Annotated in this window: 23 protein-coding genes; 14 read left to right on the top strand and 9 right to left on the bottom strand. The window is 34.2% G+C overall.

Annotation, left to right across the window (positions count from 1 at the left end; all coding sequences use genetic code 11):
* Nucleotides 1–141 precede the first annotated feature (141 nt).
* Entirely contained in the window at nucleotides 142–300 is a 159-nt protein-coding gene (locus H8707_RS03865; protein WP_262428822.1) for a helix-turn-helix domain-containing protein, read from the bottom strand.
* Nucleotides 301–694: 394 nt separating this feature from the next.
* On the opposite strand from H8707_RS03865, the gene rpsF reads away from it, so the two are divergent.
* From rpsF to rpsR, 3 genes are read left to right on the top strand one after another with little or no spacing between them, the layout of a single operon-like run.
* A complete protein-coding gene (rpsF, locus tag H8707_RS03860; RefSeq protein ID WP_262428821.1) occupies nucleotides 695–976 on the top strand; it encodes a 30S ribosomal protein S6 in 282 nt (93 codons plus the stop codon).
* A 23-nt stretch (nucleotides 977–999) separates the two neighbouring features.
* Nucleotides 1,000–1,437 (top strand): single-stranded DNA-binding protein, encoded by a 438-nt coding sequence (locus tag H8707_RS03855; RefSeq protein WP_262428820.1) that lies wholly within the window; start codon nucleotides 1,000–1,002, stop codon nucleotides 1,435–1,437.
* A gap of 15 nt (nucleotides 1,438–1,452) precedes the next feature.
* Nucleotides 1,453–1,677 (top strand): 30S ribosomal protein S18, encoded by a 225-nt coding sequence (gene rpsR / locus H8707_RS03850; protein WP_262428819.1) that lies wholly within the window; start codon nucleotides 1,453–1,455, stop codon nucleotides 1,675–1,677.
* Between the two features lie 106 nt (nucleotides 1,678–1,783).
* On the opposite strand, the gene H8707_RS03845 is transcribed toward rpsR, so the two are convergent.
* From H8707_RS03845 to H8707_RS03835, 3 genes are all read right to left on the bottom strand, one after another.
* Complete coding sequence (locus H8707_RS03845; RefSeq protein ID WP_262428818.1) at nucleotides 1,784–2,422, bottom strand: type 1 glutamine amidotransferase; 639 nt, start codon at nucleotides 2,420–2,422, stop codon at nucleotides 1,784–1,786.
* Between the two features lie 33 nt (nucleotides 2,423–2,455).
* Nucleotides 2,456–3,829 carry an alanine/glycine:cation symporter family protein gene (locus H8707_RS03840; RefSeq protein WP_262428817.1) on the bottom strand — a complete coding sequence of 458 codons (1,374 nt, stop codon included), beginning with the start codon at nucleotides 3,827–3,829 and terminating at the stop codon, nucleotides 2,456–2,458.
* A gap of 134 nt (nucleotides 3,830–3,963) precedes the next feature.
* Nucleotides 3,964–5,088, bottom strand: coding sequence for a tyramine oxidase subunit B (locus H8707_RS03835; protein WP_262428816.1), 1,125 nt, complete (start codon nucleotides 5,086–5,088; stop codon nucleotides 3,964–3,966).
* Between the two features lie 255 nt (nucleotides 5,089–5,343).
* On the opposite strand from H8707_RS03835, the gene H8707_RS03830 reads away from it, so the two are divergent.
* Nucleotides 5,344–6,210, top strand: coding sequence for a MurR/RpiR family transcriptional regulator (locus H8707_RS03830; RefSeq protein WP_262428815.1), 867 nt, complete (start codon nucleotides 5,344–5,346; stop codon nucleotides 6,208–6,210).
* A gap of 35 nt (nucleotides 6,211–6,245) precedes the next feature.
* On the opposite strand, the gene H8707_RS03825 is transcribed toward H8707_RS03830, so the two are convergent.
* The 5 genes from H8707_RS03825 to H8707_RS03805 form a co-directional block, all read right to left on the bottom strand.
* The gene (locus tag H8707_RS03825) at nucleotides 6,246–7,364 is read right to left on the bottom strand and encodes an ABC transporter ATP-binding protein (RefSeq protein ID WP_262428814.1); all 1,119 of its coding nucleotides are present in this window, start codon (nucleotides 7,362–7,364) and stop codon (nucleotides 6,246–6,248) included.
* Nucleotides 7,364–8,386, bottom strand: coding sequence for a FecCD family ABC transporter permease (locus H8707_RS03820; RefSeq protein WP_262428813.1), 1,023 nt, complete (start codon nucleotides 8,384–8,386; stop codon nucleotides 7,364–7,366). Before H8707_RS03820 ends, H8707_RS03825 begins: the two co-directional genes overlap by 1 nt.
* A complete protein-coding gene (locus tag H8707_RS03815; protein ID WP_262428812.1) occupies nucleotides 8,387–9,520 on the bottom strand; it encodes an ABC transporter substrate-binding protein in 1,134 nt (377 codons plus the stop codon).
* Nucleotides 9,521–9,566: 46 nt separating this feature from the next.
* Nucleotides 9,567–10,448, bottom strand: coding sequence for a hypothetical protein (locus H8707_RS03810; RefSeq protein ID WP_262428811.1), 882 nt, complete (start codon nucleotides 10,446–10,448; stop codon nucleotides 9,567–9,569).
* A gap of 89 nt (nucleotides 10,449–10,537) precedes the next feature.
* Complete coding sequence (locus tag H8707_RS03805) at nucleotides 10,538–11,476, bottom strand: sirohydrochlorin cobaltochelatase (RefSeq protein ID WP_262428810.1); 939 nt, start codon at nucleotides 11,474–11,476, stop codon at nucleotides 10,538–10,540.
* Nucleotides 11,477–12,143: 667 nt separating this feature from the next.
* Here H8707_RS03805 and H8707_RS03800 point away from each other — a divergent pair.
* The 10 genes from H8707_RS03800 (at nucleotide 12,144) to H8707_RS03755 (ending at nucleotide 24,000) form a co-directional block, all read left to right on the top strand.
* Entirely contained in the window at nucleotides 12,144–13,097 is a 954-nt protein-coding gene (locus tag H8707_RS03800; RefSeq protein WP_262428809.1) for a YybS family protein, read from the top strand.
* 13 nt (nucleotides 13,098–13,110) lie between these two features.
* A complete protein-coding gene (locus H8707_RS03795) occupies nucleotides 13,111–15,105 on the top strand; it encodes a DHH family phosphoesterase (protein WP_262428808.1) in 1,995 nt (664 codons plus the stop codon).
* Nucleotides 15,102–15,548 carry a 50S ribosomal protein L9 gene (rplI, locus tag H8707_RS03790; protein WP_262428807.1) on the top strand — a complete coding sequence of 149 codons (447 nt, stop codon included), beginning with the start codon at nucleotides 15,102–15,104 and terminating at the stop codon, nucleotides 15,546–15,548. Before H8707_RS03795 ends, rplI begins: the two co-directional genes overlap by 4 nt.
* Before the next feature lie 26 nt (nucleotides 15,549–15,574).
* Nucleotides 15,575–16,903 carry a replicative DNA helicase gene (gene dnaB, locus H8707_RS03785; protein WP_262428806.1) on the top strand — a complete coding sequence of 443 codons (1,329 nt, stop codon included), beginning with the start codon at nucleotides 15,575–15,577 and terminating at the stop codon, nucleotides 16,901–16,903.
* 174 nt (nucleotides 16,904–17,077) lie between these two features.
* Nucleotides 17,078–18,301, top strand: a complete 1,224-nt coding sequence (locus H8707_RS03780; RefSeq protein WP_262428805.1) for an FprA family A-type flavoprotein — start codon at nucleotides 17,078–17,080, stop codon at nucleotides 18,299–18,301.
* 26 nt (nucleotides 18,302–18,327) lie between these two features.
* Entirely contained in the window at nucleotides 18,328–18,921 is a 594-nt protein-coding gene (locus tag H8707_RS03775; protein ID WP_262428804.1) for a GNAT family N-acetyltransferase, read from the top strand.
* A gap of 11 nt (nucleotides 18,922–18,932) precedes the next feature.
* Nucleotides 18,933–20,012: a DnaD domain protein gene (locus H8707_RS03770; RefSeq protein ID WP_262428803.1), complete on the top strand. Its 1,080-nt coding sequence runs from the start codon at nucleotides 18,933–18,935 to the stop codon at nucleotides 20,010–20,012.
* Nucleotides 20,013–20,014: 2 nt separating this feature from the next.
* Complete coding sequence (locus H8707_RS03765) at nucleotides 20,015–20,995, top strand: ATP-binding protein (protein WP_262428802.1); 981 nt, start codon at nucleotides 20,015–20,017, stop codon at nucleotides 20,993–20,995.
* Between the two features lie 344 nt (nucleotides 20,996–21,339).
* A complete protein-coding gene (locus H8707_RS03760; RefSeq protein WP_262428801.1) occupies nucleotides 21,340–22,359 on the top strand; it encodes a PTS transporter subunit IIC in 1,020 nt (339 codons plus the stop codon).
* Between the two features lie 54 nt (nucleotides 22,360–22,413).
* Nucleotides 22,414–24,000, top strand: a complete 1,587-nt coding sequence (locus H8707_RS03755) for an S-layer homology domain-containing protein (protein WP_262428800.1) — start codon at nucleotides 22,414–22,416, stop codon at nucleotides 23,998–24,000.
* Nucleotides 24,001–24,125: the final 125 nt, after the last annotated feature.

Raw genomic sequence — 24,125 nt, 5'->3', positions numbered from 1 at the left:
GGAAATTTAAAGGCTAAAATAATAATAGGGGATTAGGAGGATATCTATTTTATGAGCTTCAACAATTATTTAATAATGGATATTTATCATATGAGATCTGTTAGGTCATTGAATAGATCACTATCGAAAAATTCACAAAGATTAATATCTAAACCATAGCAAATTTTTGCTTTCACCATTGATTATACTGTTAAGTGTCGATTGTGTGATTGCTGATAAGTTAGCAAGTTTATTAATGCTGATTTCTCTTTCTTCACATAGATTTAATATTCGTTTTGCAACAGCCTTGGATATGGTCATTTTTATCACCTCAATAGCGATACTTATTAATAATAAATTATAACAAAGTTGTTTAAAACAATTTAACGATACATCGTTGACATTTACGGCAGATTGATACACACTAATATCTAACGATATATCGTTAGATATTGCACTAGGCTTCACAAAACAAAATGTTGGGATCGGAATTTGTAAGGTTAAAAGAGACTCCTTAGTTTGTAAGACTAAATTAGACTCTAAATCAAAAATGGGTCTATTTTACTTTTACAATTAACACTTAAATTTTGCGCACTATGGTGTATGATTTATTCCTTGCAAACTACAGGCAATGGTGATATACTATCATAGAACAAATTTTATCCTTGCTCTATAAATATATATAGAGCCGATAGTCCATGAGGAGGTGAAACACATGAGAAAATATGAAGCGATGCTAATCTTTTTTCCTAGCCTAGAAGAAGAGAAAAGAAATCAACTTTTAGATAGATTTAAAGGAATAATCGAAGCTGACGGTTCTATTTCAAATGTTGATGAATGGGGTATAAGAAAGCTCGCATACCTAATTGAAGACATAAAAGAAGGTTATTATGTATTAATCAACTTTGAAGGTACACCGGAAGTTATAAAAGAAATTGACAGAGTTGCAAGAATTTCTGACGGAATTATGAGACATATGATCATTAAACAAGATTAATAGTCATAGGGTGGTGAGATTTCATGAATAATGTTGTTTTAATTGGAAGATTGACAAGAGACCCGGAATTAAGATATATTCCTACAGGAACGGCAGTGTCAACATTTACTATTGCTGTAGATAAATCAATATCCAGAGAAAAAAAGCAAGAGATGGAGTCCAAAAATCAACCTACAGCAGATTTTATAAGAATTGTAGTTTGGGGAAAACAAGCTGAAAATTGTGCTAATTATTTAACCAAGGGAAGTCAAGTTGGCGTTCAAGGCAGGATTCAAACCGGCAGCTATGATGATAAAGATGGAAATAGAAGATATACTACAGATATAGTAGCAAACAGTGTTGAATTCCTTGGAAGTGCGGGTGCTGCAAATAGAACACCTCAGTACAATGAACCTGATATGGATTTTTCTGATATTGAAGGTTTTCATCCTACAGACAACAATGACGATATTCCATTTTAGAAGGAGGGAAAAAGCATGCAAAGAAGATATAAAACAAGAAAAAGAGTATGTGCATTTTGTGCCGATAAATCAAATCATATAGATTATAAAGATGTAAGTAAGCTTAAAAAATATATTACTGAAAGAGGAAAAATTCTTCCGAGAAGAATTTCAGGCAATTGCTCAAAACATCAAAGGGAACTTACTACAGCTATCAAAAGAGCAAGACAAGTAGCATTGTTACCATATAGTGCAGACTAAGAGAGGATACCCTCTCTTTTTTTATGCAATAAATATAATTAAGTATAAAAACAGGAAGTTGGAATAGAACTCCAACTTCCTGTTAGATATTTAGCTAAAGTAGCTTTTATTCTACATTTGTCAAATTTAGAAGATTTGTTAATATTACTTTTCCGTCTAAATTTTGGTCGTTATATTGTTCCGGATGGAATTGAACTCCATATAAATTTTTATTTTTGTGTTTCATCGCCTGAATCTTGCACATTTCAGTGGAAGCCAATAATTCAAAATTATCCGGGATGCTCTTTACTTCATCTCTGTGCAATTCATAACAACGGAATCTATTATCCAAATCTTTAAATAATGGTGCATTTTTTATAATTTCTATATCTTGAAAACCTGTTTCCCGTATAGTCTCTTCGTCTTCAGCTGTTTCTACCATTTTACCAAAGGTTGCGCCATATGCTATTGCCATTAATTGATGCCCTGCACAAACTCCAATAGTAGGAATTGCAGTGTTTTGGAACATTTTTAATTCTGCATCATAATCTTTTAATATCTCTTCTATTGTCCAATCATAGGTTACTCTGCCTGTAGCATAAATTAGATCAGGATTTATCTCATCTAAACTTTCTTTTGATATTTCGCTATGATGAATGACAACAAATTTAGTTTCTTCAATTTTGGATATTGCTTCCTTTATTATGGGAATCCAACCAAAATCATCTTTATCCTTCTCATTGTTAATAATTAAAATTTTTTTCATTTAGCTCTCCTTTCGAGTATAATCGGTTTGTTTTTAAACACGTATTTTTCCTTGATTGTCTAAACTCCACCAATAATCGTTACTTGTCTTGAAAACTTCTTTACTCATTATCATCATAACGATTAGATTAATAAACATTACTATTGCCAGGAAGAAGTCTGTCATATCCCAAATTTGTTGCAGTCCACCAATTCCACCTATAAATGTAAAGCCTAAAAATATATATCTGTAAATCTTTGCTTTACTTGCTGGCATGATACAGCTAAGTTGGGATTCTCCGATATATCCAAGTCCAATTACTGTGGTATAGGAAAATAGTATAGTAGCAATACCGACAAATAAGCCAAAAATGTTCAGAGTCTTCGCAAAAGCTTGGGTTACTAATATTGCAGCATTTCCGTCAGGAGTAAATACTCCGCTGGTAAGGATGGCAAGTCCTGATACCGTACAGATAATAGTAACTAAAAATATTTCTGTAATTGCATAGATAGCTTGGTCTACAGGGTTCTTGACCTTTGCAGGAGCATGTGAAACGGTAAAAACAGCTTGCCCTGAACCGGAAACAAAGAATCCTCTGGCAATACCATATTGTGAGGCTTGTTTTATTCCATATCCGAGGACACCGCCGCCTACTGCTACCGGACTTGCAAACCCTTTGAATATAAGTTTAAATGCAGGGATGATATTCTGAGCATTTGCGATAATTACGATAAAGCCGGCTATCAAATAAAATCCTGACATAAACGGGACAAGTTTCTCCGCAACAGACCCGAGTCTTTTAATCCCGCCTATTAGGACGATTCCGGTCAATATTACATTGATTATTGAGAAAACGGATCTTGATATCCCTGTTCCCGGGATAATATTTATAATATTTTCAACTATTACATTTGACTGTACCATAGTACTGGTAAGACATACAAGAACCATAAGTATAGTTAGTATTTCACCTACGTATGGGACTTTTAATCCTTTTTTTACATATAATGCGGGACCGCCTACATAATCTCCGTCATCAGTTTTTTCTCTATATTTTATTATTAAAATGATTTCCGCATATTTAATAATCATTCCGATAATAGCAGCAATCCACATCCAAAGCAATGCGCCGGGGCCTCCTGACAAAACAGCGGAAGCTACACCGACGATACTTCCCATTCCTATAACAGAAGCAAGAGAAGTAAAAAGAGATTGTGATGAAGTCAATATACCTTCAGCATCATTGTCTTCATCTTTTCCGGCAGCGCTTTTGATGGTTTTTTTCAAAATATAGCCAAATTTCTTAATATGAACAAATTTTGTACCTACTGTTAAATAAATTCCAATAATAGTTAAAGAAATCAATGCAAATGGACCCCATAAAAAACCGTTTGCAGCCCCAACCCATTGAACTAATTTATCTAGCATTTAAATACCACCTTTCTATTAGATATATAGAATCAATCAAATATTATCATAAAGGTAATATTTGATTGTTCCATTAAAAAAGCATCAAATAATAATATGTGATGGAGTTTATAAAATTAAAAAATTTGACATTATTATCTGGCTTGATATGCTCTTTCCCATAGATTCAACTTAGTACCTATGCCTTTTTTGAGAGCGTTTTGGTAAATTCTATATCCCCAAGCCACATCATAAACAGGTTGTCCGCCTAATCCAAATATTATTATATCATCTTCTGATTTTCTTGCTTGAACCTTTCCATTGATTACATCTCCGATGTTTATTATTTTTTCATCTGTCATTCTGCCTTCATGAATCCAATCTAAGAATAGTCTTCCCAGTACTCCCATTGCAAGGTTGTTGTATGGGTATTCATCCTCATCTAATACTTCCTCATACATTTTCCAATTGTCTACTATTAACCTTATATTTTCTATTGTATGATTCGGATCAAAATTACCACTTGATGACGCTGTAATTAACAAGCCCGGTTTCATCCATTCTTTTTCAATTCTTGGATTTGCTTCCCCGGATGTTGCAAGGTTTACGATATCGCTATTTCTTACAGCTTCTTCTTGAGAATCTACTATTACTACTTCTAAGTTTGGATATTCGCTTTCAATTCTTTGCTTTAATGTTTCTGCAGTTGGGCTATATACATCGTAAATTTTTACTTTTTCAGCTTTTGCAGCAGCATCTAATATCGCTTCAGCAGTTGAAGTTCCTATGGATCCTGCACCTAATAATCCAATTACTTTTGAATCTGGTTTTGCTAAGTATCTCACCCCAACGCCTGGAATTGCTCCTGTTCGCCATGCGCTTAATAAATTTGCAGACATATATGCCATTGGTGCTCCAGTATCAGCATCATTTAAAGTCATCATAAGTATTGATCTGGGAAGCTCTTTTGGAATATTGTCTAAATTTGATCCATACCATTTGCAGCCGGCAACTCTATAATCTCCGCCTAAATATGCTGGCATTGCGCAAAATCTTCTGTCCGGACCGTTTTTTGGCATTCCTTCATGCTCGGGTTCATCTGGGAAACTAACTACGATGCCATGGGAATTGTCATGTTTTCCACCCATTACATAGTCTCCTGAACTTAGAAGTTTAAGAACTTCAGTCATTTCATTAATACATTGGTGCATATCTAGTACGCCTGCATCAATCATATCTTGTTCATTTAAGTATAAAAAGTCTACCCTAGGTGTTTTCACACTTTACTCCTCCTTATTTAGCTAGTAAAATATTTTTATTATGCTTTTCATAAACTGATAAAATTAAGGTATAATCACCTCCATGCAATATAAAATAAAACCCTTATGTATTAAATAATATAAATATGTATTATGTAGTACATTATACATATAGTATCATATATTTCATAGATTGCAATACCTTTTTCTAAAATTTTTGAAATAAGGTTTTTATTATGGTATAATCTGACTAAATATAGGATAAGTTTGGCGGGAATGGGTGAAAAAGTGGAAAATATAATAAAGATTATATATAAAAAATATGACGGGTTTACAAATTCTAAGAAGCTCATTGCGGATTATATTCTAAATAATTTTAATAATATCGTATATGATACATTGAGTACCTTAGCTCAGAAAATAGGTGTCAGTACAACTTCTATTATCAGATTTGCTAAAGACTTAGGCTTTGACGGATATTCAGAACTTCAGGAGAGCATAAGAAATTATACGAGATCAGATGATCCATTTAACGTAGTAAAAAATTTTAAGGAGCTCGAAAATGAAAATCTTGCTGAACTCTTTGAGAATTCTTTAAAAAAGGACATAGAAAATTTGAATAAAACAATTCATTCTATAAGTAAGGAAGACTTAGAAAAATCAATTGATCTATTGGCGAATTCAAGAAAGGTCTATGTAATAGGCTATAACGATTCTTTTACTTTGGCATATTATATGGCTTTGCGGTTAAGTCAGGTTAGAGAAAGCGTTCATTTACTGCAATCAGTTGGGAATATGAATCCTATGGAGTTGGCTACATCAAATGATAAGGATTTAATGCTGGCATTTTTATTTCCCATGTATTCTTTAAATACAATCAATATCATAAACAAGGCAAAGCAAAATGGCACCAAGGTGTTGATTGTAACAAGCAATGATGCCACAAGGATAAAACATTTAGGTGATGTATTGTTGCCTACCTATGTTTATGGATTGGGAGTCAGAGAATCTCTTATAGCGGCTGTATCATTAAGTGATTATTTGGCAAGTGCAGTTGCATTGGTGAATCCGGATGAGTCCAGAAAATTAATTACTTATGCAGATAGAATTTATCAAACGGGATATTATTTAGACAGTAATTAGATTGTTTGCTACACTTGTTAAATTGACAAAACTCACTACAGCATATCGGCACTTTCGAGGATTTTTTTGCCCTGTGATACAGCTTCCCTGTACAGGGCTTTATTTTTCATATTAATTTCACCATAGGTTTTTAAGCAGTTAATTACAATGTTACAGGAATTCATTCTATCAAGGGCGTTTTGAAAAACAGCTTCGCTTATGGGGTCAAAGCTTTTTTCAAAAAACACTTCTGAAGCTAAATCTTGCGCAAGTTGATAATCTATGTCGTTTTTATGGAGTATTCCTGTTACAAAGGGTATTCCTTTTTTTTGCAGAATTCTGTATTCTGCTATGCCCGTTCCTCCTCCTGCTATTACAAAAACTTTTGGCTTGCCTTTTGGGCGTTCCATCTCGAAGCTTCCGAACAGTGGGTTGTAGCTGCCGTTAGACAAATCGTATAGTTGGCTGATAAGCTCTTTTTGGAATATTTCCTCCGGAGCTCCCAGATGGGTGATGTACTCTCCCTTTACACACATGACTAAATCAGATACTTTCTGGGCCATATCCAGCTCATGTAGCGACATGATGACTGTTATATTGCGTTCTTCCGCCAATGTCCTTAAGATACTTAGAAGCTCAAGTTCATAGTGTATGTCCAGAAAGGAGGTTGGTTCGTCAAGGACTATTATTTCAGGTTCCTGGCAAATGGCTCTTGCAAGAAGGATTCTCTGCCTCTGACCGTCACTTATCTCGGTAAAATCCCTATCTCTTAATTCCCAGGCATTTACAAGCTCCATTGCGTTTCTGACTTGGAGGTTATCCTCCTCCGAGAGTATGCCCAGCATGCCGGTATATGGGTAGCGTCCTGTTTCCACTACATCTTTGCAGGTCATAAGCTCTGTTTTCAGCTTGTCAGTCAGCATTACGGAAACCTTTTGCGCCATATCCTTGTTGCTCATGGATTCTATTGATTCACTATCAATGTATATAGTTCCGCAGATACTTTTAAGATGTTTTGTTATACTTTTAAGAATTGTGGATTTACCCGAGCCGTTTGGACCTATGAGCGTCAGTATTTGTCCTTTTTTTAAATTTACTTCAATGTCTTTTATCAGAGGCTTTCCATTATAGCCTACAGTCAGTTTTTTTGTATAAAAAAAATATTCTTTGTTCATTAGTGTACTCTCTTCTTTAGCATAATGTATATTACTATGGGTACTCCAAATATTGAACTAACTGTGCTTACGCTCAGTTCAACAGGAGCAAATAATGTCCTGGCTATTAAGTCACAGCCCAGGCAGAAAACAGAACCGCCCAAGAAGCATATAGGAGTGACAATAAGCGGTTTTGATGTTTTCAAAAAAGATTTTACAAGGTGGGGTACCGCTATACCCACAAAGGATATAGGCCCTGCAAAGGCGGTAACACAGGCACAAAGAAAACTTGAAAGCAATACAAGCATGATACGAAATAGTTTGATATTAATACCCATATTTTTTGCATAGTTTTCCCCAAGCTGGTAAGCGCCTATGGGCTTTGACATAAGAAACACAATCAGAGAAGTTGGCAGTACTACTGAAGCCATTACTCCAACATTCTTCCAAGAAGTTCCGGAGAAGCTGCCAAGAGACCAGTTGTGTAAATTTACTATGTTGGCATCATCTGCAAAGGTAATCATTATGTCTGTAATCGCCGAGCATATATAACCTATCATAACGCCGCAGACAATTAGCATCGACACACTATTAACCTTCCTTGAGATAATCAGAACAAAGCCCATTGAAAGCATGGCACCTGCAAAGGCGGCTATTATTAAGGCGGCAGAATTGACATAGTGATACCTGCTGAGTACCGCAATCATTACCAAGGCTACCATCATTTTTGAGCCGGATGAAATTCCAAGTACGTAGGGTCCTGCAATAGGATTATTGAAAAAGGTTTGAAGCAAAAATCCTGATAAAGCTAATGCGCCGCCCAATATAATACTTGCCATCATTCTCGGAAGGCGTACTTTCCATAGTATGTTGTAATTAGTTTCATTTCCGCTTCCATGAAACAATATGTCGATAATATCCTTTACGGAAACATCTACACTTCCTAATTTAATATTCAATAAAATTAATATCACAAAAAGAGTGATTAATACAATCAGTGTGATAATATACCTTATATAATTTGTATTCTTACTTTTTTCCATTTACTTTTCTCCATCTGTCGCCGACAGTTTGTACATAAAATTTAATTTGGCAAGGTCTTTGTCATCGTTCGTAAGCATACGGTGAATATCCGAAATCATAAGTCCAAACTGTGTGGTTTCCTGAAACATGTTCTTGCTTGTACACCAGACGTTGTCATTTTGAACTGCCTTGAAGTCTTTCAGCAGGCTGTTTTTGCCTATGAGCTCTTCAATAGAAGAAAGCTCTCCATCAATGGTGCTGTTATATATTATAAAGTCCGCATCCTTTGCTGTAGCATAAAATTCTTCCATTTCCAGGGTTACTGTACTGGTGGCGCTTTCAGAATTTCCCAGGTGGTCAAATATATAATTTCCACCGGCAAGTTCAATCATCCTTGTTACATAGTCTCCTGATTTTCTGGCAATGGCGTTGCCGGAAGAACTTATATAAAAAAATGCTACTGTTTTATCTGTTTTTTCCTGGGATGCAAGTTGGTCAATATAGCTTGCCTGTTCATCAAAAAGCTGTTTTGCTTCTGATTCCTTTCCTGTTAACAATCCGTAAAGCTTTATCCATTCAGTGCGTCCCAGGGGATGGGATTCATAGCTTGATTGGTCTGTAAGTACAGGTATACCCAATTCCTCCAGTTTATCCTTAACCTCCGGAGTATGATTTATCATCGTGGATTCTATGGCTAATTTGCAATTGTTTGACATTATCAGCTCATAGTCGGGAATGTTGTACTTTCCTGCATAAATGATATCACCTGCTTTCATTGCAGCCTTTGCGTTTTCGATATACCAGTCTTCCGCTTTTGTGCCCGAAAGACTGATGGTATCCAGTGAATCCAGAGCGTCAAACAGGCACATGGCTGAAGTAGCGACTAAATAAATGTTGTTAATGGGCTGTCTCAGGATTGTAATGCTCTTATCCAAGTTTGTTGGAATATCTTTCCCTTCCGGAACAATCAGGTACCTGCTGCCGTCAGATATAGATATAAGAGCATAACCCTCCTTGTAGTAATCTACACTGAAGTTTTTCGCATATTTAAGCTCCATGCTTCCTTCGGTATGCAATTGATTTCCCAAAAATTTTTCATTTTTATCCATGTCCTGACTGCATCCTGAAAGCAAAGAAATTATTATAATAACCATAGCTGTTAACATGTATCTTTTTTTAATCATAAAAGCACCTTTTTCTTTATTTTGATTTAAGTGTAGCCGAATCAAATCTAAGAGTGTAATCTATATCGTGGGGGGTACTCATGGCCACTGTTTGAGCGGTTACTTCGATATCTTTGTCCATAGAAACAGGAATTTCAAATGTGGAATTCCCGGTTGTATTAACAGGATAAAAGTAAACTCCATCTATAAGCATGTGCTCGTAACTTTTACTGCTCCATATAATAGTTGCGGTCATTGTACCCCCCGCTGCTGTAATGTCTGCAGGGGATTCTATGCTTGCCCTGCCTGAGCCTCCTGAAAGTATAACTTCTGCGGTGTAGATTCCATCAGGTACAGAATTTTCGGTTATGACTTTTTCAGGGATTGATGATGAGTGGAATACTAAGACACGATCATACCATTTTTCTTTACGAATGCTCCATGCAGCACAATTGATATCCTGATTAAGTGCTTCAACAGGTACTTCGTAGGTGTATTTTCCTTGGGAGTCTTCAACAAAATATATGCATTTATCATCAGTATCAGCAAGAGCTTCTTCTTCTGTTCCCATATATAGCTTCTCATAACCTGTTCCGCTTAGGGTTAAGACCGCTGACATCTCTCCGTTCTTTACGGTGAGCTGTGCATCAATTATTTTGAACATTGAGGAACTGGAGGAAACCTCGATGCTGTAGGTACCGTCTTCAATCTGATTTCCGCAAATGGGTTCTTCTGTTTCTGCTTCTTTTTCCGTATTATCCTCTTGAATATTTTCTTGATCTGTACTTTGTAAAGAATTTTCATCTGTTGCAGGTTTATCGTTTAGAGGAGAGGTATTTTGAATATTACAACCCGTGAGAACTGTTAGAACAATTGATATAGTAAGCATAAAATTCAATATTTTTTTAATTATTTTCATTACTTGATTCTCCTAAATTAAAATTTTTACTGTTTTTTACTGTTAATATATAATATAAGGTTGACTGTATACAGCCAACCCCAATATTTTTATTCAGCTATAGTTTCTCCTGCATGTTTAACGATAAGATTCTGAATTCCTTCATATTGGCCTAGACCCTTTAATACAATTTCGGTTTCAAAACCTTCAGCTTCAAATGTACTCTTCCAAGAATCATCTTCATCTCCTGCCATATCATTGTTTGCATGGTCTCCTGCAACTATCATGAAAGGAAGCAGAACAACCTTTTTTGCACCGGATTCCTTAACAAGAGCTACAATATCATCCAGTGACGGAGTTGCTTCTACAGTACCGATGAAGTAGTTGGAGTGACCGGCATCGGTAAAAAACTGCTGAAGCTTTGCATAAGTAGAGTTTGCTTCATGTTCGGTTCCGTGACCCATGAATATAATTGCAGTTCCTTCTGTGTCATAGGACTTTGTTTCTTCTGTTACTACTGAAATTGCTTCCTTATAGTCTGCATCAGATGAAAGCAGAGTTTTGCCAATTTTAAAGCTTTCGAATTTATCCTTGTATGGATTTACTTCATTAACTACATCATCATATTCGTAACCACTCATTACATGAGTAGGCTGTATCACAACTTCCTTTATGCCATCGGCTACTAGGCGATCCATAGCTTCTGTTACATTGTCAATCTCGATATTGTCACGTTCTTTAAGCTTGTCAATGATAATTTGACTTGTGAATGCTCTGCGGACTTCGTAATCGGGGTAAGCCTTTTGAAGTGCATTTTCAACACCACCGATGGATAATTCTCTGTTGTCGTTATAGCTTGTACCAAAGCTTACCACTAGAAGAACTTTGTCAGATGAATTGCCTGCTGGGGTTTCAGCGGATGAATCTTTAGGGTTTTCTGCCGGCGGACTTGCCTCTTTTGAATCTGTGCTGGAACATCCTGTCATCATTGTAAGAAATAATGACAATACTATTGCAAGGCTCAATAATCTTTTAATTTGTTTTTTCATAATTACTTAACTACTCCTTTGTATTATATTATTTGTCGCTTTCATCGAAGGTGTAAGTACTTTTAGATTAGGCAATAAAAAAGTCTGCACTAAATCTTGCAGACATATACTAAAGTAAACATATCTCATATCCAAAATAGAATAGAAAGGATAAAAAGATATGAATAATGCATTGCCATGGTTATCCGCAAGGCCATGCACCGCACGATTAATGCGGCTGAGAAATAAGTAAGTATTCTGGCTTATCACTTGTGTTTAAAAACAACATAGCCTTGACGCCTTCCCAGAAAATTTTCCAGTGACATAGTCAAAGCATCAGTGAATTACAGCAACGGTCTTGCGTGGGAATTACACCCAACTTCCATAACATATTCTCCCTATTAATTTAATTTCAGTATATCACTATATAGAATATTGTGTCAATATTATTAAAAAATTAAAAAATAAATATAAAGGCTTTTGCATCTTAAATTGCTATGAACTTAAAAATATGATTTATTAACTACGACTATTTAATTATTTTAGGTAAGACTTTTTTACCAAACTAGAGTATAATATTAATAATAGTCAATAAAATTCACATTGCATAAAAATGTCATAGAGGTTGCTTTGATAATCAATTGTGAACTGTGAATTATGAATTGCAATCTAGATTGAGGTGAAATATTTGAAGGATGATAATCAATTAAAAAGAATTATATTAGAAACATTGGGAGTTGCCCTATGTATGATTTTATACACTATAATTGGCTTTTACACTTATCCTATTATTCTAATATTATTTCCTGTTTTGTTTATTGCATATGGAGTTAAAAATGGATCAATTAATAGTGTACTTATTATGGCTGTAGTTTCTGTAATTATTGGGCTTACAACGGATATGATGAGTGGGTTATTGTTATTCATAGCATTTGCGCCTATGACCATTATTATTATATATGGCATCAAAAATAGAAGAAAATCAATTGAAATATTGGCGGCTTCTTCTGTAGTCTTTTTCATAATTATGCTTTTAATGATTAGTTATTTACGCGGTGTATCCGGTATTAATATAGCTATTGAATTAGAAAATAATTTAAAAAATATTTTAGATGTTCAGGTTGACATGTTTAAAGACATGGATCTTACCAATTTAGAATTACAAAGGGTAAAAGATCTTCTTGAAAATGCATATAAATATATGCTAATGATAGTACCTTCTATGATTATTATTGCTGCGCTTTTAATTTCTTATATTAATTATTATTTGTCAGCAATATTGCTTAGAAAGATAAATATAGGGGTAGTTAATATCCCCAGATTTTCCAAGTTTAGATTGCCAAATAATATAGTACCTGGTATTTTAATTATGTTTTTAGGAGCATATCTAACTAAAAATATTGAGGGTTTTAACTTTGATGCCATTTTAGCAAATTTAGTATTATTAGTAGGATTTATGATATATATTCAAGGATTATCAGTTATAGATTACTTGATGGCAAAAAAGAAGGTAGCAAATGCCTTTAGAATAGTGTTTTTACTAATTTCTGTTTTCTTTACTCCATTAGTGTCTATAATATCAATATTGGGCTTATTGGATATCTTTATAGACTTCAGAAAGATAAATAAGTTAAAATCCTAATGGGAGGATTACTATGAAAAAAGATATATTTAAATGGTCAGATACAAAGTTATATTTGATAATCATAGGGCTAATGGTGGTGATAATTGCTATATATGAACCTAAATTGGGCTTTATTGGGGCATTGCTTTTAGCATATTTGGTGTATTATGATTTTAGAAAAACTTCAGAAAAGAAAAGAGAGTTAACTAAATATATAGAGGATTTATCAAATGAATTTGATTCCGCAACAAAGCATGCTATTTTTAATATGCCTTTTCCTCTTGTAATAATTGATAAAAATGGTGCAATTACTTGGTATAATACGCCTTTTTTGGAGATGATGGTGGAGGAAGATTTATTAAATGAAAGAATTTATGAATTAATTCCTAATTTTAAACTGGCTGAATTGCTGGAAGCCGGAGATGATACTCCGATAAATATTAAATATGGAGATAATTATTATAAGGTATATTCAAATACAATCGATACTAAAAAGGTGAGTAATCGAAATAAAATTATATTGTTGTACTGGGTTGATAATACAGAATATGTTAAATTAGAAGCAAAGTATAAAGGTGAAAACACCGTAATCGGTCTAATTTATGTTGATAATTATGATGAGGTAAAAGGCTCTACGCCTGATATAAATAAGCCATTGGTATTGGCTGAGATAGATAAGAGAATTGCATCATATTTTACCAGGTATGGGGGACTAGTAAGAAAATATGAAAATGACAAATACCTTGTAATTATGAATTATTTCGCTTTAGAAAGTATCAAATCAAAAAAATTTGATATTCTGGATCAAATGAAGGAATTGAATATAGGAAATACAATACCTATTACGTTGAGTATGGGTGTTTGTGCAACTGAAAACAACATAATTGAGTCCTATGATAATGCCAAGGGAGCTATTGATATTGCCTTGGGTAGAGGAGGAGATCAAGCTGTATTAAAATCAGGTCCGTCATTTGAATACTTTGGAGGTAAATCAAAAGCTCTAGAGAAAAGAAATAAGGTAAAATCCAGGGTTATCGCATATGCTCTAAGGCAGTTAATCGACCAAGCAGAAAATGTATTTGTTATGGGTCATAAAAATCCTGATATGGACTCCTTTGGTTCTGGTATTGGTATTTTAAGAGCTATTGACAATAGGAACAAAGAAGGCTATTTGGTTTTGAATGGTGAAAATCCTTCAATTAAAAATATTTATGATAAACTAAGAAAAGAACAGCCCGATTTATTGGAAAAGATTATAACAACTGAAGAGGCATTGGAAATAATAAATAAAGATTCGCTTTTGATAGTGGTAGATAATCACAAACCTTCATTTACGGAAGCTCCCGAGCTATTAGATATAGCAGATAAGGCGGTTGTTATAGATCATCATAGAAGAGGGACGGAATTTGTGAAAGACCCTGTTCTTACTTACTTGGAACCATATGCATCATCTGCAAGTGAGTTGGTTACGGAGGTATTATCATATATGAGCGAAGATTTAAACCTTACAAAATTTGAGGCTGAAGCTTTGCTGGCGGGGATTACTGTAGATACTAAGAATTTTAGCTATCAGACCGGTGTAAGGACGTTTGAGGCAGCATCCATTTTAAAGAGAGTCGGAGCCGATACTACTACTGTAAGACAGTTGTTCCGTGATAACTTCAATACATTTATAAGTAAAGCTGAAGTCATACAATCTACAAGATTAATTTTGGATAGAATTGCAATTGGAAAATTGGATAAGGAAATGGAGGATTCAGTTCTTATTGCAGCTCAAGCTGCTGATGAATTACTGGATATCAATGGGGTTGAGGCATCTTTTGTTTTAACAAGAGTCAATGATAGAATTCATATTTCCGGAAGATCTTTAGGGGATATAAGCGTACAGCTCATATTAGAAAGGCTTGGAGGCGGTGGACATCTGACAAGTGCAGGTACGCAGATTTCAGGTATGAGCATGGAAGAAGCTGAAGAGATGTTAATTGATAAAATAGAGGAATTTTTAGAGGAAGGTGAAAAAAAATGAAGGTAATTCTTTTAAAGGATGTTAAAGGATTGGGTAAAGAAGGAGCATTGGTCAATGCCAAAGATGGTTATGCAAGGAACTTCCTTTTTCCTAGGAATTTAGCAATAGAGGCTACTTCAGGGAATTTAGCAAAATGGGAAGAAGATAGGAAAAAAGAAAAAATCCAAAAACAAAAAGAACAGAATCAAGCATTGGAATTGAAAAAAAACATAGAGGGTTTGACTGTAAATATTAAGGCTAAAGGTGGGACAGGCGGAAGATTATTTGGTTCAATTACTTCCAATGATATTGCTGAAGCTTTAAGGAAAGAGCATAAAATAGATGTTGATAAGAGAAAAATTGAAATGAAAGAAAATATCAAAAATACCGGAATCACTGAAGTTGATGTAAGGGTATATGCGGAGATTACAGCAAAACTAAAGGTTAATGTGACGGTTGAATAGTGGAGGTGATTGAAATAGAAGCTATAATGGGAAGAATTCCTCCCAATAGTATTGAAGCGGAACAATCCGTCTTGGGAGCAATGATAATTGATAAGGAAGCAATCAACTCAGCTTTGGAAATTATTAAACCGGAGGATTTTTATAAAGAAGCGAATAGAGAAATTTTCGAAACTATGATAGTATTATTTAATAAAAATGAGCCTGTTGATTTAATAACTTTATCCGAGGAATTGAAAAGAAGAGGTACTTTAGACAATATTGGTGGAGTTACTTATCTTGCAAATCTTTCCAGCAGTATTGCCACTACAGCAAATATTAAATATTATTGCAAAATAGTTCAGGAAAAATCTATTTTAAGACGGCTGATTAAATCAAGCGATGATATTATGGGCAAAGCATTTGAAGATACGGAAGAAGTAAGTGCAATTATAGAGCTTGCCGAAAGGAATATATTTGATATAACTCAAGGCAGTCATAGAGAAGGGTTTTCTCCTATTAGTGAGGTACTATTAAATAGTTTTGCTCAAATAGAAGAAAGGGCTGCAAACAAAGGAAGACTAACCGGACTTGAAACCGGATTTATAGATTTGGATAACAAATTATCCGGGTTACAAAAATCTGATTTGATATTATTGGCTGCAAGGCCGTCTATGGGTAAAACAGCACTTGGTATAAATATAGCAACTCACAGCGCATTGAAGTCAAATGCTAAGGTGGCGATTTTCTCGCTTGAAATGAGCAAGGAACAATTGGTTCAAAGAGTTATAAGCGCGACCTCGCATGTGGATTTACAGAAAATAATAAGCGGCAATTTAAGTGATGACGAATGGCTGAAGGTAGTGGATTCTATGGGACCGCTATCTCAAATGAATATATTTATAGATGATACTGCTGGGATATCTTTAATGGAAATGAAGGCAAAATGCAGAAGGTTAAAAATAGAAAAAGGATTGGACTTAATTTTAGTTGACTATTTACAATTGATGCAATTGGAAGGCAGACAAGAGAGCAGACAGCAGGAAATCTCAGCTATATCCAGAGGATTAAAAGCGTTGGCAAAGGAAATGGAGTGTCCTGTAATTGCATTATCTCAGCTTTCCCGTGCTCCTGAATTGAGGTCTGATCACAGACCTATACTTTCTGACTTAAGGGAATCCGGCGCCATAGAACAGGATGCTGATGTTGTGCTGTTCTTATATAGAGATGAATATTACAACAAAGAAACCGAGCTTAAAAATATAGGTGAACTCATCATAGCTAAGCATAGGAACGGTCCTACCGGAAGTATAGAGTTGGTATGGAAAGGCGAATATACGAAATTTTTAAATAAGGAAAATTACAAATTACCAAACTAGGTAGTAGAAGAAACAAAATGAATAACTAACATTGAACAGTGAACAACAGAAAAGAGAGGTAAGAAGAAAAGTTCAAAGAATAATCCCATAGATTATAAATTGTGAACTGTGAATTGTGAATTTTCCTCCCATATGATGGGTATATATAAATACATAGAAAAGGGAGGTAGATCAATGATTGATAATAAAGTATTGCCGGTAAACGAATCGGTTAAATGGGTAGGAGTATTGGATCCTGGTTTAGTAACTTTTGATGTTGTGATGGAGACTAAATATGGTACAACATATAACTCATATTTTATAGATGCGGATAAAAAGGCTATAATAGAAACAACTAAAGCTACATTTAGAGATACCTATTTGGATAAAATAAAGCAGGTTACGGATTTTGAGGATATCGAATATATAATTTTAAATCACACAGAGCCGGATCATTCAGGAAACTTGACCTATTTGCTTGATTTGGCACTAAATGCAACAGTTGTTGGAAGCAGGTCAGCAATCAACTTCTTAAAACACATGGTAGATAAGGACTTCAAGTCTATGGTTGTAAAAAATGGAGATACAATTGATTTGGGCAACAAGACACTTAAATTTATACAAGCACCTTTTTTACATTGGCCGGATACTATGTATACCTATTTAATAGAAGATAAAATGTTGTTTACTTGTGATTCATTTGGCTGTCATTATTGTGATGAAAGAATGTTTGATGACTTAGTCGATGATTTTGATGATTCATTTAAATATTATTTTGATGTTATTTTAAAGCCATTTAGTAATTATATGTTAGAAGCAATTGACAAAATTTCCGATTTGGAAATTGATGTAATTTGTCCCGGGCATGGACCTATCTTAAGATCAAATTGGCAAAAGTATGTTGAATGGTCGAGAGAAATTTCCGCTGAAACGGAAAGTTCCCATAAAGATTCGAAGGTATTTATTGCCTATGTTTCTGCCTATGGAAATACTAAGAAAATTGCGGAAAAGATTGCTGAAGGCATAAAGATGGCCGGAGATATTGAAGTTGAATTGATGGATATAGAGCACGTAAATATTGAAGAATTGGAGGATAAGGTATATAAATCTTCCGCTTTTATTATAGGCAGCCCTACTATAAATCAAAACATTTTATTGCCAATCTATAAGCTATTAGCTATTATAAATCCGATTAGAAATAAGGGAAAATTAGCCGGAGCCTTTGGTTCCTACGGTTGGAGCGGAGAAGCAGTAAAGATTATACAGGATAATTTAAAAAATTTAAAGCTTAAAATTTATGACGAAGATGGCTTAAAGGTAAACTTTATTCCGTATGATAAATCAGATGAACAAGCAGTTGAATATGGCATGGGATTCGGTAAAAGGTTGTTGGAATTAGACAATAGGGGTGGAAACTAACCACCCTTTTTTATTCAGGAGGAATTATGGAAATCAGTGGTTCTCGAATAAAGATAAGCGGACTTAAATTAGCTGATGTGTATCAAATGCGCAATTGGGGGTATCATGACAATCCGTTATTAGGTGATTACAATTTCCCGGATATGAATGATAAAGAACTTAAGACGTGGTATAGATCAAAGACTTTTAGCCTTAACAACAAATACTACGGGATATTTGACGGAGAGGCGAAACTTATTGGTTATATGGGGATAAAGGATATAAGAAGGATAAAAAGAGAGTCTACATTGGGAATAGTTTTTGATCCAAATTATGTTTCTTTAGGGTATGGAACGGAGTGCCTTTCCACCTTTCTCAATCATTACTTTACTAAAATGAAGATGAAAAAGATGTATCTTGAGGTAGCAGAGTTTAATAAAAGGGCATATAGATTATATGAAAAAATGGGATTTAAACCTGTTGGCTACTACCTTGATGAATTCTATGACCATAAGCTGGACACTAACAATCCGTATTTTCTGGATGAAAAATCTTCTTTTGTAATTACCGATAAAAAGATATATAATTATATCTACAAAATGAAATTGGATAAAGGAATTTTTCTTAAAAAGCAATCATAGGAGTTGATAAAATGAGTTTCAACCTTGAAATTACTGATATGGACTTGGGAGATACTCCTATAGAAAATATTTTTATAAATGATTATATGCCTATGGCAAATGGCACTTATGTTAAGGTGTATTTATTAGGCTATAAATATGCTCATGATAAAGATGAGAAAATTGAAGTAACAAATATGACTATAGCAAAACATTTAAATATTCCATTGGAGGATGTACTTGGTGCATGGGATTTTTGGGAAGAAAAAGGCATAATCGAAAAAATAGATAAGACAGAAGTCAACTACGGTGTTAAATTTTTAAATCTTAAACAGCTCTATATAAAGAATAATTTAAGCATATTAAATAAAGAAGAAACAGGAAATAAAAAATTTAGATATAGTATGAAGGACCTTATAGAAGCAAATCAAATGCCGGCAATAAATAATATGTTTAATAATATCGACAACATCATGAGAAGGCAAACAGTCCCTACCGAAAAATTACAAATCTTAGGCTGGATACATGATTACAACATGAACCCGGATGTAATAGAGAAGGCATTTTATTATAGTATTGAACGAAAAGGTATAAAGAGTATAAAATACATAGAAGGCATTATTAGAAATTGGTATGATAAAGGCGTGACAAATATCGAAGCCTTATTAGAACATTTTAAATTAAACGATGAAAGATTTTATCAGTATCAAAGAATCATGAAATCAATTGGACTGGTAAATAGAAATATTACTGAAGGAGATATGAAGATTATAGATAAATGGCTGGATGAATATAGCTATTCAATGGAGATAATTCTCAAAGGCTGCGAAAGTTCAAGCAAGGCTTCAAACCCAACTGTTAGCTATATAGATGGGGTTATTTCCAGCTGGTATAAGAAAGGCATCAGAAAGATTGAAGATATAGAAATTATGGATAAGCCACCGGAGAAAAAGGAAATAAAGACGAACAAGAATCCAACTAAAAAAAATATATCGAACAAGACGAGATTTCATAATTTTGAACAAAGGTCAAATAAATATTCAGCAGATGAATTAGAAGAGATTGCAAGAAGGAAGAGAGAAGCTCATTTTCTTAAAATTAAAGGAGATTAGGTATGTATACGGATATGATGAGAGAAATTTTAAGTGAATATGAGAGAAAAAGGGATTGGCAAGAAAGGGACAAGCAAAGAAGAACTAATGAAGTTTATAAAAAGATACCAAGAATTAAAAAAATAGATGAAGAAATCATGAAAACCGGAATCGTCATGTCAAAACATATCCTCAATAATCCCAATGGCTACTTGGATATTGCAAAAAAGACTAAAAAGAACATAGAAACACTTAAGATGGAGAAGGCATATTTACTTACAGAAAGCAATATACAGCCTGACTATATGGAAATGAGATATTTTTGCGATAGCTGCAAGGATACCGGGTATCTGGATAGTGGTGAAAAATGTCATTGTCTTAAACAGGCTTTAGCGATGAGAGCTTACAAAATGTCCAATTTGGAAAGCATATTAAAAAAAGAAAACTTTCAAACCTTCGATATCAATGTTTTTAAAGATGAAACTTTTGAAGGTGAGAAAATGACACCTAGGCAAAATATGATCAATATTGTTGGAATAGCGGAAGGCTTTGTAAACAATTTTGAAGAAAACAACGGCGAGAATTTGATTTTTTATGGGACAACCGGGCTTGGAAAGACATTCCTTTGCAATTGTATAGCTAAGGTATTGCTAGATAAAAATAAAATAGTAATTTATCAAACAGCTTTTACGATATTGGATATCTTGGAAAGACGTAGATTTGGAAAAGATAATGACGATTTAAATGATTTTAAATATAATTTATTGTTTGAAGCGGATTTATTGATAATTGATGATTTGGGAACTGAAGTTTCAAATACTTTTACAAATGCTGAAATCTTTAATATAGTCAATACTAGGTTGATATCAGGGAAAAAAACCATAATCTCAACCAATTTAACTCCTAAAGAAATTACAGAGATTTATACTGATAGGGTTTTTTCCAGAATCTTAGATAAATTTATTCCATTAAAATTCTTTGGTAAGGATTTAAGGTGGGAGTAAAACAGGTAATAGGTAAGAGAGAATCAGTGAATAAGTAACAGTGAACAGTGAACAACAGTTGAAAGATATGAAAAGCAATTCACAATTCACAGGTCATAATGCACAATGAAAAGATAGTAAAGAGTGAATATCTAAGAGAGAAGAACTGCTGTGGTCGAGCTTTAGTGTCAATAAGGAGAGATTCTTAGGGGCGAAGGGTCATCCACCACTACAATGACGACTAATGCTTTCAATTGTGCATTGACACCGCAGGTGTCATCCTTGAGTGAAACGAAGGATCTCCGGTTTTAATTGTGAATTGTGAATTGTGAATTATAATTAAATCTATATATAAGAGGTGTTATATGGCTAAAAAAGGCAAAGGAATACAGGACTACATAGTAAACGTTTTTAACGGAATGGCATTGGGATTATTTTCATCGTTAATTATCGGACTTATAATTAAGCAAATAGGTACTTTATTAGATGTTCCTATGTTGATAAATTTTGGTAATATAGCTCAAAAGCTGATGGGGCCTGCAATAGGGGCAGGGGTTGCTCATAGCATAGGTGCACCTCCATTGGGAATTTTCGCATCTGTGGTTACGGGGACTTTAGGTGCCGGCAGCATATCCTTTGATGGAGCTGCTGCTATAATAAATACAGGTGAACCTGTTGGGGCTATGATAGCATCATTAATAGGTGCTGAAGTATCAAAAATGATTAGTGGAAAGACAAAGGTGGACATAGTCTTGGTTCCTATTTCTACCATTTTAGTCGGGGGATTAGTAGCTAAACATGTATCACCATATATAACGGTAGCTTTGGATTATGTTGGCGATTTTATTAATATGGCAACCGAATTGCATCCTATTCCCATGGGGATAATAGTCTCTGTTGTAATGGGAATTATACTTACGCTTCCGATCAGTTCGGCAGCTTTAGCAATATCATTGAAACTGTCAGGATTGGCAGCCGGGGCTTCAACAGTGGGATGTGCAGCAAATATGATAGGCTTTGCCGTTGCATCCTATAGAGAAAATGGAATAGGCGGATTTATTGCTCAAGGGATAGGAACTTCCATGATACAAATGTCAAATATAGTAAAAAATCCATTAATATGGATTCCTGCAATTGTATCCTCTGCAATATTAGGACCTATATCATCATATGTATTGAAGATGGAGGGAAATAGCATAGGAGCAGGTATGGGAACCAGCGGACTGGTGGGACAGTTCGCAACTATTGATACAATGGGTTCAAGTCCGAGAGTGATAGTATTGATAATCTTGATGCACTTTGTTTTGCCGGGAATTATATCGTTCATAGTATCCGAATGGCTAAGGAAGATAGGTTGGATTAAAAAAGGAGATATGACTCTTTAAAATTATCCTATTTTAATTATTGAAATATTTAAAAGCATGAAAGGAGGAAAATGAATGGATAAAAGAAGACTTAAAGTAATGCTAACTTTTGTTTTGGCAGCGTCTATATCATTTGGGATCATTCCCTTCGATAAATATATTGCTATCAATGCAATAGCGGCAGATACAAATACTACAGATGAAGATAAAACAAATCCCGTAATTGATTATGCTTATGTAGAAGATGGAGTATTGAGACTCAGCATATCGGATGATGAAGAGTTGGCTACAAAACCAATTATATATACGATAAATAAGGAGTTTCGATCCTATGAAATTAAATTAAAGGATTATGAGTATGAATACGACGGCAGAAAAAAGGTAGGTAAGGTATACGAGATTGAAGTTGAAATCCCCTCATCTATCTATATAACTATAAAAGATTATGCAGACAATGAAAGCAATTATAATTTTTCAATTAAAGAAGATAATGCACCGCTTACAAAATATATTCCGGAATTTATTTTGGAGAGATTGGCTAAAAATAGGCAGTCCGAGGTCAATAAATTTAAAGGATTTGAGGATATATTTGAACTGGAATATGGCAAAGTCGTAAATGCCTTTAGTTTATATGACGAAGTCATAAAGGATAACTATTATCGATACAATAAAAATGATATTAAATTTAAATTGAGCGGCTTATCCTGTGATAAAGATGGAAATATTAAGCTTGATAAATACGGTTTATTCAAGGTTATCATGACAAATAATAAGGACAAAACTTTTGAAGAGACTGCATACATACTTATTAAACCTGATTGGAAAAATTCTGAAGACAGAAGAAGTCCCGTAAATTTTAGTCCATATATAGTATATAATGATAAAATAAAAGTTGCCGACCATTTTAGATATGAAGATGAAACTAACTCGAAAAAGGGAAAGAGCAAAATAGATACGAATTATATGTTAGTCTACAATGAAGATACAGACAAAACAGTCGAGATGAATGACCAGATAAATTTAGAGCTAAACAAGATATACAAGCTAAGTGTTTTAAATTTTGAAACTAATTCCCAACAGGATTTTTATGTGATGAGACAAGAGAAGGAAAAAACCAAAATTAAAAACTTCACAGATGTAGATAAAGGATTTTGGGCATCAAGAGACATCAGTCAATTGGTGTCAAAGGGCTTGATATCTGGTTATCCTGACGGGACATTTAGACCTAAGGGAAATATAACTGTAAAAGAATTTATGGTTATGTTAAGCAGACTAATAGCTGCAACTCCTGCAAAAGGGAAGCCTGTTGTAGGAGATGCAATGGTTCCGATTAGCCTCAATTCATGGGGATATATAGAGTCAAAATCCATTTTGGACAGAGTACCACCTGATAATCTATATAGATTTAATTATTTAAATATAGATAGACCTATAAGCAGAGAAGAAGTGGCATTTTTAATAGATAATGCCTTAGATTTAGGAGCTGTATACAATACCGATATGAGTAAGAAGCTTACCGACGTAGCTATATCATCATATATATCGGAGATTACAAAGCTTGTAGACCTAGAAGTTATATCAGGATATCCCGATGGAACATTCAGACCTAAAAACAATATAACAAGAGCAGAGATAGCAGCTTTATTTGTAAAAATTAAATAATATATGATAGAAATCCTAGGGATTTAAATGTCCTTAGGATTTTTTATGTTAATTATAATTCCGAGCATTGTCGAGGAAGGTTTATAATATAGATTTAAAAAAATACCCTCTTTAACCGATATTAA

It is taken from the genome of Paratissierella segnis (assembly GCF_014385195.1).
Lineage (GTDB): Bacteria > Bacillota > Clostridia > Tissierellales > Tissierellaceae > Paratissierella > Paratissierella segnis.
This window is presented reverse-complemented; position numbering and strand designations above follow the sequence as displayed.